Below are 13,494 nucleotides of genomic sequence, written 5' to 3'. Positions count from 1 at the left end.
TTAAAAATTAGTACGCTTTATTTTCCGTACGAAGCACTTCAACCAATTGTGCAAAATCTTCAGGCCATGGCGCTTCAAACATCATGTCTTCACCTGTTTTAGGATGTACTAAACCTAATTTTGCTGCATGTAGCGCTTGGCGTTTAAAGCCACGTAAAGTCTCTGCAAGAAGCTCTGATGAACCCGCAGGTAAACGCACACGAGGCATATAAACAGGGTCGCCAATTAAGCCATAGCCAATATAGCTAAAATGTACACGAATTTGATGCGTACGACCTGTTTCTAAACGTGCTTGAACACGCGTAAAGTGCTGGAAACGCTCCTTTACGTTGTAATGCGTAACAGCATCTTTACCGCCAGGTAGAACGGTCATTTTTACACGGTCTACAGGATGACGTTTAATAGGTTCATCAATCGTGCCACCCGCAATAATGTTGCCATATACAACAACATCATAAATACGATAAACCGATTTTTTAGCCAATTGCTTACTTAAAGAAAATTGAGCTTCAAGATTTTTAGCAACAACCAATAAACCACTTGTATCTTTATCGATACGATGCACTAAACCTGCACGTGCAAGTTCAGAAGATCTTGGATAATGATGAAGCAACGCATTTACTAAAGTTCCTGTTGAATTACCCGCACCAGGATGAACAACCATGCCAACAGGTTTATTAATCACCAATATATCGTCATCTTCATACACAATATTCAAAGGAATATCTTCTGGTAAGCTGCGAGTTTGGGCTTCAAGCTCAACATTTAATGTTAAAACTTCATCACCTTCACACTTGTACTTTGGCTTAACACTGTTACCATTAACCAATAAATGACCATCTTTCAGCCACTGTTTTAGTCTTTCTCTGGAATAATCATTCCAAATCAAGGCTGCAACTTGGTCGATACGTTGCCCTAAATAGCTTTCATCCAGTTGAAATTGCAACGATAAACGTGTTGCAGTTACTTCGGAAGTATGGTTATCTGCTTCCTCAGAATCATCAAATATATGGAAGTCAGTTTCAGGGGCATTTGAATTGGAAGATTGTGCTTGGCTCATTGGATCATTCAGAAAAAAGTGGTTTAATTGTGCAATTGTAGCTCATTGCCCGGAATAACAGAGGAATTTTTATGTCGCTACCACGTTATAAAATTACAATGCTTGCTTTAACGATTGGTTTAACTGCGTCAATCGTAGGCTGTAGCAGTAATCCAAAAAAAGAAGTGGTCGATACAGGTCCGCAGTCTAGCGAACAAGTTTATATTCAAAAAGCAGAAAAAGCACTTGAACGTGGTCAATATTCTGATGCATTAAAAAGCTTAGAAGCGATTGAAACATATTATCCAACAGGTGAATATGCAGAACAAGCGCAACTAGAATCAATTTATGCAAAATTTCAGCAAAAAGATTACGAAGGTACAATTGCTCTCGCTGAACGTTTTATTAAAATGAATCCACAACATCCAAATGTTGATTATGCCTACTATGTTCGTGGTGTAGCGAACATGGAGCAAAACTACGATGGTCTTATTCGTTTTACTTCGCTCAAGCAATCGCATCGTGATGTAAGCTATTTAAAAGTTTCTTATCAAAACTTTGTTGACTTTATTCGTCGTTACCCTTCTAGCACTTATGCAGTAGATGCTGCACAACGTATGAAGTTTATTGGTAATGAACTTGCTGAATCAGAAATGAATGCCGCTCGTTTTAACGAAAAACGTAAAGCTTGGGTTGCTTCTATTGAACGTGCACAATGGGTGGTAGAACACTATCCAAACACACCTCAAGTTCCTGAAGCGCTTGCAATGATCTCAAATGGTTATGCACAACTTGGTGACAAACAACTTGCTCAGCAATATGCAGATGTTCTAAAACTTAACTCACCAAAGCTTGTTAAAGCTGATGGTACGGTAAATATGCGTGCTGCGCGCAATCAAGGTAGCTTACTAAACCGTGCAACTCTAGGGTTATTTGGTCGTGAAGCAACAACATCTGCTGAAACTGAAATTCAAGCACCTCAAGACGAAAACAAACCTAGCTTATTAAACCGTGCAAGTTTTGGTTTATTAGATCGTCCTGATACTCGTAAAACACCCGAAGGTTACACACCAGTAGGTGAAAGCTTATACGACAGTCATCGCAAATAAGCCTGATTAAGCATCGCATTTTCAGCAAGGGCAAGTTATCATACTTGCCCTTTTGCTTTTGCATGTATCAACATTTTAGACATGATTAAAAGCTAGACAAATTTAAGTTCAGTCGCTAAATTGTGATTATAGATGAATCACATACTGAAAATATTCGTATCGACACAAAACCTATTTAGACCGACACAGAAACGATAGAAGACTTATGGCAATTCCTCAGCACACGATAGATCAAATTTTAGATCGCACAGATATTGTCGATTTAATTGGTCAACGTGTGAAATTAAAAAAGTCTGGTCGTACATATTCAGGCTGTTGCCCTTTCCATCAAGAAAAATCACCATCTTTCCACGTATATGCAGACAAACAGTATTACCACTGCTTTGGTTGCCAAGCCAATGGCAATGCTATTCGCTTCTTAATGGATATTGATGGACGTAACTTTGTTGAGGTCATGAAAGATCTATCTAGCCAAACAGGCATTGATCTTCCAAAAGATAATCAAGAATCTAAAAAAATTCTCTATAAACGAGAAACGAAAAAGCCAACACCACCCAAAACAGCGGAACAACAAACAACACCCAATACTGCAGAAAACAGCGCTCCTGTTGCCTTCGACCCTTTCGAGGACTTTCAAACACCAAGCGACCCTTTTGCAGGCTTTGAACAGTTTCACATTGAAGATGAAGCACCCGCGCAAGAAGGTAATCTTTTCGATTTATTGGAAAATATCGCGCAGTTTTACGAACGCCAACTCCCCAACAGCCAATCTGCACAACAATATTTCAAAAAACGTGGTTTAACTGAAAAAACGCTTCAGTTTTGGCGTTTAGGCTATGCACCTGAAGATTGGCAACATTTAGAAAAAGCATTTCCTCAAGATATTGAAGGATTAAAACTTTTAGGTCTTATTCGTACTAGCGATAGTGGACGCGATTTTGACCTCTTACGTGATCGCGTTATTTTCCCTATTCGCGATACAAAAGGTCGTGTTGTCGGTTTTGGTGGTCGTGCACTCAATGATGAAATAAAGCCCAAATATATCAACTCGCCCGATTCTGAGGTCTTTCATAAAAACCAACTCTTGTATGGTTTATATGAGGGACGTAAAGAAAAAGCCCATGACTATTTAATGGTTGAAGGTTACATGGATGTTATTGCTTTACAGCAATACGGCATTCATGGCGCAGTTGCGACATTAGGTACAGCAAGTAATACAGAACACTTAAATATCTTATTTAAGCAAAATAACCGCATTACCATTGCTTTTGATGGTGATGCCGCAGGTCAAAAAGCAGCACGTAGAACCTTAGAAATAGCACTTCCTCTCTTAAATGATGGTCGTGAACTTAAGTTCTTCGTATTACCGAACGATCACGACCCAGATTCATTAATTCGACGTGAAGGTGTTGAAAACTTCAAGCGCTTGCTTGAACACTCACCACTCATGTCTGAGTTTATTTTTAGTCATTTATCTCAAAACCATAATGTCACAACACCTGAAGGTAAAAGTCAGGTGATGGCAGAACTCAAACAACTCACAGAACTACTGCCTAAAGTTGGCTCATATCGTTATTTATTACAACAATATTTTCGTGAAAAGCTAGGCTTCAATCGTAAATGGCAGCCCCAAGTTAATAATGATGCCGCTCTAAGCTTTAGCACCAAAATTGATGCTGAAGAATATGTTGCTGCCATTTTAATGAATCATCCATATTTATATATTCATTTTGAACCTTTACGTGCACTGATTCCGCAAGATCAACTGCTTTATAAGATATTGAATATATTTAATATTATTTTTGATGAGTTACCTGATGATACCGAACAAGCAAAATATTATGTATTAGGCTCATGTGCAAATCATCACTTTGATTTACAAAGAATTTTACAACAAGCAAATGTCAGTGATTACACCACATCTCCAGAACAAGCAGATAAACTTGCTGCCGATTTTTCAACAAAATTACAGCATCAATATTTGCAACAAAAAATTCGCTCGAAAAAATTTACGAGCATTGCCGAAATGAAAAACTTAAAACATCAAATTTATATGATTGATAAAAAAAGATCGCTTACTCTTATTGATGAATAAACGATCCTTAATTTTCTAACTTAATTTATCAGCTTAATTTTAGTGTTTTGGCTTACGTCGCTTTTCAATCACATCATTTAAACTATTTTGCAGCACTTCCAATCCTTCAGGATCTTCTGCTTTCGCCGCTTCACGCAATAAAATTGATGTTGGATGTAATAGCTTTTGTGTTAAACGCACAGAAAAATCTTCTAAAACTTTTTCAGCACTCTCACCTTTTTGTAATAAGAACAACGCATGTGCTAATTCTTCTTGACGCAAAACATCGCCATGCTCACGATACTGCTGAATGGTACTACCAGCACCTTTAATTTTTTGCTGTGTAATTAATTCTGTCGCAAGCTGATTCACCATAACTTCAGCTTCAACCGCAGCTTGTCTACGCTGTGATAAATTTTCCTCAATCACACTTTGTAGGTCATCTACACCATACAAATAAACACCATCAAGTGTTTCAACTTTCGCATCGATATCGCGAGGCACCGCTAAATCGACCAATAACATTTGTTGATAGCGACGCTTTTTCAATGCCCTTTTTACATCATTAAAATGAATAACTTGATGCAAACTACCAGTACAACTTGAAATTACATCAGCTCGATGTAAATTCTCTGCAAGTTGATCAAACTCTATAATTTCCACTTGTACACGATGTGCAATTTCCTGTGCCAAACTCTCTGCTCTAGCACGCGTTCTATTGCATATAATGACTTTCCCTACCCCCATTTCAGCCAAATGTTTAGCAACTAAGCTATTCATTTCACCTGCTGCAACCACCATGACAGTTAATTCTTCAGGTTTGCTAAAAACTTGTAATGCCAATTGTGCTACAGCATAACCCATAGAAACAGCATGGCTACCCACAGCTGTTTCTGAACGCACGCGTTTAGCCGCATAAAAAGCATATTCAAAAATTTGATTGAGTTCAGGAGAGACGGTTTCGGAGTCTTTTGCTAAAGCTAGTGCAGTTTTAACTTGCCCTAAAATTTGAGGTTCACCAAGCATTAAAGAATCAAGCCCACTTGCTACACGCATTAAGTGTGTAACAGCCTGAGTATCTTCATAACGATAAACATGATTTGCAAGTTGCTTTACATCGATACCATTTACTTGAGCGAGCCAATTCAACACCATGTCAACATTATCCGACATAGCGTAAACTTCAGTACGATTACATGTCGAAACCACCACCATTTCATTAAGATCTTGATGTTGGCTTTGACTTTCAAGTAAAGCACTTAACTTTTCAGGATTAAATGCAACTTTCTCTCGCAACTCTACAGAGGCGGTTTGATGGTTGACACCCAATGCAAAGAAAGACATATCAGGTCATCATTTCCTTAAATTTATGCTATTGTGCAATATTGGTGTCATAAAAACATTACTTGGGTTAAGAAAAATTCGTCAAATAAATAGCCGAATAAACGGCATAAGAATCAAACAATATTCTACCACAATCTTACTCGTTGGTAGCATGTTCTCTGTTGCACAACTTCATGCAGCTGGAGAAATATACCATGCAAATTCAAAATACAACGCAATACAACAAAGTATGATTGCGGAATTTGCTATGGCATACCACGATATTCCAACAGCTTTACATAATTATACAGTGCTTGCAATTAAAGGTAACTCTACTGCCGTTAAGCAACGCGCTTTAAATATTGCGATTGAACAAGAAGATTTAAGTGCAGCTCTAGAAATTGCAACACATTGGGTTGTACAAGAACCTAAAGATGTCCCTGCTTTATTCTATTTATCTCATATTGCACTCAAATCACATGAATATGAGCTTGCTGCAGAAACACTCGATAAAATTTTAAAAATTGATCCCAATGCTGAACTTGAAGAAATTCTAGCAAGTATTTCTCCAGAACTAGTTTCCGATCGGGAAAATCTTATTCAAGCCTTGCAATCTAGCAATGAAAAAGCCAATCCATCCATTTTGGTCCTTATTGCTGGTCTTCAAGCACAAAATAATCAACTAGAAGCTGCCTTAAATACAATCAACCAAGCTTTAAAAAAACGTTCAAAGGCAACAAGTTATATCTTAATGAAAGCCAATCTATTAAATGCACTTGGCGACCAAAAAGCAACTTTAGACTGGTATGAAAAATCAAGCAAAAAACACAAAAATAACTATGATATTCATATTGCCGAAGCAAAATTTCTAGTCAAACAAAATAGAAATGTAGACGCATTAAATAAACTTGAGCACATCATTAAAAAATGGCCCACACAAGAAGAAGCTCTATTTATCGCAGGTCTAACCAGTATTGATTTGCATGAATATGAAAAAGCTGAAAAATATTTAGTTGAATTACGGTCTTCCAATCAATATCAGAACGAAGCTTATTATTATTTGGCGGTTAATGCCGAACGCAAAGAACATTATGAAACCGCAAAGGCATATTACCGTTTAGTAGATGGCAGTTTGTACTCTATTTCTCGTCGTAGCATGATCTCTATTTTTGCAAAACAAAATCAGCTTAATGATGCTCTCAGATTCTTAACTCAAGAACGTGTGAACTATCCACATCAATCAAGCTTTTTGTACCAAGCTCAAGCTGAAATTTTAATCATGATGAACAACAAAAAGGCGGCTTTACGCCTACTTGATGAAGCCATTAAAAATATTCCAGATGATCCAGAGCTTATTTATGCAGAAGTTCTTTTACTTAATGCACATGTTGATAAAGAAAAATTAGATAAGTTACTCAAAGACTTATTAGAGTTAGAACCAAACAATCCTGCATATTTAAACGCATACGCGTATACGCTTGCATTGCAAAATCGAAATCTTAAAGAAGCGCGTGAAATTGCTGAACACGCAGCAGATCTGGCACCAGAACAAGCATCAATTTTAGATACATTGGGCTATATCACGTACTTGCAAAATGACTTTGCTGCATCTGCAAAAGCACTCAAAAAAGCGTATGAGCTTAGTGCAAGCGTAAAAATTGGTGTGCGCTACGCAATGGCGCTTTATATGCAAGGAAAAATGCCGCAATTTGAACACGTGTTACAAGAATTACAAGCAAACCACCAAAATGATCCTCAATTGGAACCCCTGAATTCCTTACTATTACCGCAGTCTACAAAAAAGAGCTAAACATACCATGGGAACTTTTAAAAAGTTAAGTTTAAGTCTTATCACAAGCACAATTTTCTTAACAGGTTGTCAGCAATTCACTCAACCCCTTGGTAGTGCTTCAATACAATTGGTAGAAGCCAATAATCAATTTAATTTACAAGGAAAAATTGGTGTACGAACACCACAACAATCTGGAAGTGCATTCTTTCGATGGGTTCAAGAACAGCAAGAGTTTGATATTGAACTCAGTGGTATGTTGGGTATAGGAAAAACACAAATTTCAGGCAAACCAGGGCATGTGACACTAAACAGCTCAAATACTGGTTTAGTAACAGCCAGTAGCCCAGAAGAACTTCTAGAACAAGCAACAGGATGGAAAGCACCCATCACAAATTTAGTCAGTTGGATTCAAGCACGACCAGCTTCATCAACTGCAAAAATTCAAAAAGATGAGAATAATCGTCCAATTCAATTTATTGAAGACGATTGGACTGTCGATTTAACTTACAACGACCAAGCAACACTTCCAAATAAACTAATTTTGAAGCAAGCACTTGAGTCTGGGCAAGAAAATCGTATTACAATGATTATTCAAAACCGTTAATTTTGTATGTCTATGATTCGTGTTCCCTCACCTGCCAAACTTAACCTGTTTTTGCACATTACTGGACGCCGTGAAAATGGCTACCATGAATTGCAAAGTATCTTCCAACTCATTGATTTATATGATTGGTTGGAATTTAATCCCAATGAATCTCATAAAATTCAAATTGATGGTTTAAATAACGTAGATTTACAGCAAAATTTAATTTTCAAAGCCACAGAAATTCTAAAACCTTATGCGAAAAAGCCAACAGGTTTAAATATTTCTATTGAAAAAAATATTCCAATGGGTGCTGGTTTAGGCGGAGGATCATCCAACGCAGCAACAACACTCATTGTGGTTAATCAACTATGGAAATGTGGTTTATCTATTGAGCAACTTGCATATTTAGGTGTAAAGCTAGGAGCAGATGTTCCTATTTTTGTACATGGTTTAAATGCTTGGGCAGAAGGCATTGGCGAACACTTAACATTCATAGACTTAGATCAAAAAAAATTCATTGTCTTAAAACCTGATTGTTTTATCAGCACTCAACTGCTTTTTTCGCAAAAATCATTGACAAGAGACACAAAGCCCACTAAATTTTGCGCCTATCAGTTAACGCCATCTAATTTTGGAAATAATTTTGAGCCTTTGGCAAGAAGTTTATATCCAGAAGTAAATGAAGCAATGCAATACTTAGATCAGTTCGGTAAAGCAAAACTTACAGGTACAGGTGCTTGTGTGTTTATTGAGGTAACTAAAGAAATGAATGTTAATGACATTCTTGAAAATTCACCATGTAAATCTTACTTGGTTTGTAGTTTAAAAGAATCTCCATTACGCCATTTTGAAGTTTGTTAGGGGTATCGCCAAGTGGTAAGGCACCGGGTTTTGATCTCGGCATCCGTTGGTTCGAATCCAGCTACCCCTGCCATTTAACTCACCTGTAGATGTACTGTATTAGGGGTATCGCCAAGTGGTAAGGCACCGGGTTTTGATCTCGGCATCCGTTGGTTCGAATCCAGCTACCCCTGCCATCTTACAGTCATCGAATTTAGGGGTATCGCCAAGTGGTAAGGCACCGGGTTTTGATCTCGGCATCCGTTGGTTCGAATCCAGCTACCCCTGCCATTTTCTCAAAAAAGACAGAGCAATAGTTTACTGTTCAAATGTTAATTAACCTTGACATGACGCTGTAAAAATATTAAAGTTCTGCCGCATTAGGGGTATCGCCAAGTGGTAAGGCACCGGGTTTTGATCTCGGCATCCGTTGGTTCGAATCCAGCTACCCCTGCCATCTATTTCCATATATTCCAACCGCCAAGGGTGCTTCATGCCCAATCTTGTCGTTTTTAGTGGAACCGCGCATCCACAATTCGCTCAAAAAGTCGTAAGTCACTTACATATTCCTCTAGGCGCTGCCTCTGTAGGTCAGTTCTCTGATGGCGAAATTGCTGTCGAAATTACTGAAAATGTTCGTGGTAAAGACGTATTCATCGTACAACCAACTTGTGCACCAACTAATGATAACCTTATGGAAATCTTAGTTATGGCTGACGCGTTACGCCGTGCAAGTGCTGGTCGTATTACTGCAGTTATTCCTTACTTCGGTTATGCTCGTCAAGATCGTCGTCCTCGTTCAGCTCGTGTTCCAATTACTGCAAAAGTTGTAGCAGATATGCTTACAACTGTAGGTGTTGACCGTGTTGTTATGATCGACCTTCACGCCGACCAAATCCAAGGTTTCTTCGACATTCCTGTTGACAACATTTACGGTACGCCAGCGCTTTTAGCTGACTTACGCCAACAGTCGCATCACAACCTTATGGTTGTTTCGCCTGACGTTGGTGGTGTAGTACGTGCTCGTGCTGTTGCTAAACAAATGGGTGATATCGATCTTGCGATCATTGATAAACGTCGTCAAAAAGCAAATGAATCACAAGTGATGCATTTGATTGGTGATGTTAAAGATCGTGACTGTGTCATTGTTGATGACATGGTGGATACTGCAGGTACTCTTTGTAAAGCCGCTGATGCATTAAAAACTTTTGGTGCTCGCAAAGTTGTCGCTTATGCAACTCACCCAGTTTTATCTGGTAAAGCGATTGAAAACTTAAAGAATTCTGTTATTGATGAATTAGTTGTTACAGACACTATTCCTCTTTCAGAAGAAGCTTTAGCACTTGGTAAGATTCGCCAAGTTTCAGTAGCAAGTATGGTTGCTGAAACAATTCGTCGTATTAATAACGAAGAATCTATTAGCGCAATGTTCGATTCTTATCTATAATAGAGCGCTAAAATTTCAAAGCCCTGCTTTTTGCAGGGCTTTTCTAGTACTAAGTCGGTCGCAGATTTAGTCCAATTAAACTTAAATAGGATGTCTATCATGGCAAACTTCGTATTAAACGCAGCAGCACGTGAAGAAGCAGTACAAGGGAAAGGTGCGAGCCGCCGCCTTCGTCTTCAAGCTAAAGTTCCAGCTATCATCTACGGTGGCGAAGCAGCTCCTGTAGCAGTTACTTTAGAGCTTCGTGAACTTGTTAAAGCGCTTGAAAACAACGCTTTCTTTGAAGAAGTTGTTGAAATCAACATCGACGGTAAAGTTGAAAGCGTTAAAATCCAAGCTTTACAACGTCACCCAGCTAAAAACACTCCAATGCACGCTGACTTCAAACGCGCATAAGTGTTAATGGTGTAAATTAGTGTCTAATATTTCACTGATTGTAGGTTTGGGCAACCCTGGTAAAGAGTATGCCCAAACCCGCCATAATGCAGGTTTTTGGTTCGTTGAACGCCTTGCAGATCAATATGGCATTTCCCTCAAAACTGATCCTAAATTCCACGGAATTAGTGGTCGTGGTAATATCGAAGGTCAAGACGTTCGTCTACTTTTACCCACAACATTCATGAACCTTTCAGGTAAAAGTGTTGTTCCTTTCGCAAAATTCTACAATATTGCTCCTGAATCAATGCTCATTGCACACGATGAACTCGATATGAACCCAGGTGTCATTCGCTTAAAAACAGGCGGTGGTCATGGTGGTCATAATGGTTTACGTGACATTGTTCCGCATACAGGTCCCAACTTCCATCGTTTAAGAATTGGTGTTGGTCATCCGGGTTCTAAAGAGCGTGTATCTGGTCATGTTCTTGGTAAAGCACCAAGTAGTGAGCAAAATTTAATGGATAATGCAATTTCACATGCATTATCACGTATTAAACTTTTGGTAGATGGCGATGTACAACAAGCTATGAACCAAATTAATGCGTATAAACCGAACTGATAAATCCACAAATTGTTAATCAATGCTGCTTGCCTTGTTGCCTTTTTAAGAGCAAAATGCGCCTCAACTGATGATTAATTCAGTAAGCCATACATATTTGATTAACCATCCGATAAAATCTTAGGTCGACTAAGGGGACGCTAGCTATGCTATCTCGTTTATTAAAAGCCAAAATCCACCGTTGCGTAGTGACTCAAGCAGAATTACATTATGAAGGTTCATGCGCAATTGACGGTATATTATTAGATTTAGCTGGTATCCGTGAATATGAAGAAATTCATATGTGGAACGTAACAAATGGCAAACGTTTTACAACCTATGCAATTCGTGGTGAAGAAGGCTCAGGAATTATCTCTGTAAATGGTGGTGCTGCCCTTCAAGCAGATGTTGGCGATTTAATGATTATTGCAACATTTGGTGATTTTACCGAAGCTGAAGCAGATGCACATAAACCACGTTTAGTTTATGCCAACCCAAATAATACTGTGAACCACACAGCGAACTGTATTCCAGTTCAAGTTGCTTAATACGCAGCTCACAAATATAAAAAGCTCGCAAAATGCGGGCTTTTTTATTGCCATAAATTTTTCTTCTCATTTTTTATTCTATTGATAGCACTGATCGTTCTATAAAAACAACTCCTTCATTACCTGAAAGAGGTCTATAATAGATCTTATCGCTTCAGGGCGGGGTGTAATTCCCCACCGGTGGTAATTTTAGGGTATACCGCATATACAACTAAAACAGCCCACGAGCTTATTGTGAAATCACAATTCGCAGATTTGGTGAAATTCCAAAGCCGACGGTATAGTCCGGATGAAAGAAGACGACAGCATTCACATATTCACTTTCTCTCTTTTATAAATTGAGAGGTGAATTCGCTACGAGCCTATTTTCACATGTCCTGGAATGTTCAACCGTACTTAAAATTTACGAGAGCGTTTCAATGTCTAGTTTAATTCAACCCGAAATTTTCTTTTCCGCTTTAACTCCAGCAGAAGAGCGCATTCAACAAGCACTTGAAGACATCCGCCAAGGCAAACCTGTTTTGGTAATGGATGATTTTGATCGTGAAAATGAAGCTGATTTAATTGTTGCTGCCGAAACACTCACCACTGAAACAATGGCACGTATGATTCGTGATGGTTCAGGAATTGTATGTTTATGCTTAACAGATGAATTAGCAGATCATTTAGAACTACCACCAATGGTTGCAGATAACTCAAGTCAATTTAAAACCGCTTTTACAATCACTATAGAAGCAGCTGAAGGCGTGACTACAGGTGTGTCGGCTAAAGACCGCACAACAACAGTAAAAGCTGCAATTAAAGATGGTGCTATCGCTTCTGACTTAAACCGGCCAGGACATGTATTCCCCTTACGTGCACGTAAAGGTGGTGTACTTGAGCGCCGTGGACATACAGAAGGTACTATCGATTTAGCACGTTTAGCAGGCTTAAAACCGTCTGGTGTGTTATGTGAACTTACTAACCCAGATGGAACAATGGCATCAGGTATTCAAGTTTTAGCTTATGCTCAAACACACCACTTAACAGTGATCACCATTGAAGAAATTGTGCAATATCGCTTAACGCATAATATTTAAAGTAAAAGCTCCCAATAAAGGGAGCTTTTTTGACACTCTATTTTTAATAATTTAAATAAAAATACTGAGTATTCCGTAGAGTGCAACAAAGACTAAAACAAGACCACATAGCATCAATATATGATGATAAATCTTAGACTTAGAGAGTTTATTGAATCCTAAATACACCAAACTTAATGTTGCAAAATCTAAAACAATCCAACTTAGCGTTAGTACGATTAAACTCAAGTCTAAGTTCGATGTAATACCGACAAATTGAGGGAAAAAGGATGCAAAGAAAATAATATCTTTCGGATTTGAAATACCCACCAAAAAACCTTGCTTAAAACCACCTGCCGATGATTCTAGTTTCACCTCAGCATTTAAGCCTTTTTCAGCAAAAGCTTCTCGAATAATACTAATACCTAAGTAGGCAATATACAAACATCCTAAAATTTTGACTGTATTAAACCAAAACTCACTGACATCTAATAAACCTTTTAAAATAAGTACGGATAATGCAATTAAAATTAAAGATGCTAAATTTGTTCCAAAAATCGTTTGTAAGGCTTTTCTATATCCACCTTTTAACCCTGCACTTGCGACGAGCAACATAACTGGGCCAGGTGTTGCAATCATCACAACAACAGCAAAACAATATAGAAAATATTCAGTCCAATTCACACTTCCCTCCTCTTTTAG

General features: G+C 38.3%; 13 protein-coding genes, 4 tRNA genes and 1 riboswitch. Of the genes, 14 read left to right on the top strand and 3 right to left on the bottom strand.

What is annotated here, in order from left to right:
* Positions 1 to 7: 7 nt before the first annotated feature.
* On the bottom strand, positions 8 to 1,060 hold the full coding sequence (rluD, locus tag AC5YDH_RS05695) for a 23S rRNA pseudouridine(1911/1915/1917) synthase RluD (protein WP_496117503.1): 1,053 nt from the start codon (positions 1,058 to 1,060) through the stop codon (positions 8 to 10).
* Positions 1,061 to 1,131: 71 nt separating this feature from the next.
* On the opposite strand from rluD, the gene AC5YDH_RS05690 reads away from it, so the two are divergent.
* A complete protein-coding gene (locus tag AC5YDH_RS05690; RefSeq protein ID WP_496117501.1) occupies positions 1,132 to 2,148 on the top strand; it encodes an outer membrane protein assembly factor BamD in 1,017 nt (338 codons plus the stop codon).
* Between the two features lie 205 nt (positions 2,149 to 2,353).
* Positions 2,354 to 4,243, top strand: a complete 1,890-nt coding sequence (locus tag AC5YDH_RS05685) for a DNA primase (RefSeq protein ID WP_496117499.1) — start codon at positions 2,354 to 2,356, stop codon at positions 4,241 to 4,243.
* Between the two features lie 39 nt (positions 4,244 to 4,282).
* Here AC5YDH_RS05685 and hemA read toward each other — a convergent pair whose 3' ends face one another.
* The gene (hemA, locus tag AC5YDH_RS05680) at positions 4,283 to 5,566 is read right to left on the bottom strand and encodes a glutamyl-tRNA reductase (protein WP_496117497.1); all 1,284 of its coding nucleotides are present in this window, start codon (positions 5,564 to 5,566) and stop codon (positions 4,283 to 4,285) included.
* Between the two features lie 76 nt (positions 5,567 to 5,642).
* On the opposite strand from hemA, the gene AC5YDH_RS05675 reads away from it, so the two are divergent.
* The 12 genes from AC5YDH_RS05675 to ribB all read left to right on the top strand — a co-directional run bounded on the left by AC5YDH_RS05675 (position 5,643) and on the right by ribB (position 12,813).
* The gene (locus tag AC5YDH_RS05675; protein ID WP_496117617.1) at positions 5,643 to 7,355 is read left to right on the top strand and encodes a tetratricopeptide repeat protein; all 1,713 of its coding nucleotides are present in this window, start codon (positions 5,643 to 5,645) and stop codon (positions 7,353 to 7,355) included.
* A 7-nt stretch (positions 7,356 to 7,362) separates the two neighbouring features.
* The gene (lolB, locus tag AC5YDH_RS05670) at positions 7,363 to 7,941 is read left to right on the top strand and encodes a lipoprotein insertase outer membrane protein LolB (protein ID WP_496117495.1); all 579 of its coding nucleotides are present in this window, start codon (positions 7,363 to 7,365) and stop codon (positions 7,939 to 7,941) included.
* A gap of 12 nt (positions 7,942 to 7,953) precedes the next feature.
* Positions 7,954 to 8,784 carry a 4-(cytidine 5'-diphospho)-2-C-methyl-D-erythritol kinase gene (ispE, locus tag AC5YDH_RS05665; protein WP_496117615.1) on the top strand — a complete coding sequence of 277 codons (831 nt, stop codon included), beginning with the start codon at positions 7,954 to 7,956 and terminating at the stop codon, positions 8,782 to 8,784.
* Positions 8,783 to 8,857 (top strand) — tRNA-Gln (locus tag AC5YDH_RS05660). The genes ispE and AC5YDH_RS05660 overlap by 2 nt, the downstream gene beginning before the upstream one ends.
* A 28-nt stretch (positions 8,858 to 8,885) precedes the next feature.
* Positions 8,886 to 8,960: transfer RNA gene (locus AC5YDH_RS05655), tRNA-Gln, on the top strand.
* A gap of 19 nt (positions 8,961 to 8,979) precedes the next feature.
* Positions 8,980 to 9,054 (top strand) — tRNA-Gln (locus AC5YDH_RS05650).
* Between the two features lie 91 nt (positions 9,055 to 9,145).
* Positions 9,146 to 9,220 (top strand) — tRNA-Gln (locus AC5YDH_RS05645).
* Positions 9,221 to 9,256: 36 nt separating this feature from the next.
* The gene (locus tag AC5YDH_RS05640) at positions 9,257 to 10,210 is read left to right on the top strand and encodes a ribose-phosphate pyrophosphokinase (RefSeq protein ID WP_496117493.1); all 954 of its coding nucleotides are present in this window, start codon (positions 9,257 to 9,259) and stop codon (positions 10,208 to 10,210) included.
* Between the two features lie 99 nt (positions 10,211 to 10,309).
* On the top strand, positions 10,310 to 10,606 hold the full coding sequence (gene rplY, locus AC5YDH_RS05635) for a 50S ribosomal protein L25 (RefSeq protein ID WP_496117491.1): 297 nt from the start codon (positions 10,310 to 10,312) through the stop codon (positions 10,604 to 10,606).
* A gap of 19 nt (positions 10,607 to 10,625) precedes the next feature.
* Entirely contained in the window at positions 10,626 to 11,207 is a 582-nt protein-coding gene (pth, locus tag AC5YDH_RS05630; protein ID WP_496117489.1) for an aminoacyl-tRNA hydrolase, read from the top strand.
* Between the two features lie 146 nt (positions 11,208 to 11,353).
* A complete protein-coding gene (panD, locus tag AC5YDH_RS05625) occupies positions 11,354 to 11,734 on the top strand; it encodes an aspartate 1-decarboxylase (RefSeq protein ID WP_153372096.1) in 381 nt (126 codons plus the stop codon).
* A gap of 147 nt (positions 11,735 to 11,881) precedes the next feature.
* Positions 11,882 to 12,039, top strand: a riboswitch (FMN riboswitch).
* A gap of 114 nt (positions 12,040 to 12,153) precedes the next feature.
* Positions 12,154 to 12,813 carry a 3,4-dihydroxy-2-butanone-4-phosphate synthase gene (gene ribB, locus AC5YDH_RS05620; RefSeq protein ID WP_496117486.1) on the top strand — a complete coding sequence of 220 codons (660 nt, stop codon included), beginning with the start codon at positions 12,154 to 12,156 and terminating at the stop codon, positions 12,811 to 12,813.
* 51 nt (positions 12,814 to 12,864) lie between these two features.
* Here ribB and AC5YDH_RS05615 read toward each other — a convergent pair whose 3' ends face one another.
* Positions 12,865 to 13,476: a LysE family translocator gene (locus AC5YDH_RS05615; protein WP_496117484.1), complete on the bottom strand. Its 612-nt coding sequence runs from the start codon at positions 13,474 to 13,476 to the stop codon at positions 12,865 to 12,867.
* Positions 13,477 to 13,494: the final 18 nt, after the last annotated feature.

This window comes from Acinetobacter sp. FY683, assembly GCF_059515885.1.
The sequence above is the reverse complement of the archived record's forward strand: the minus strand, read 5'-3'. Positions and strand labels throughout refer to the sequence as shown.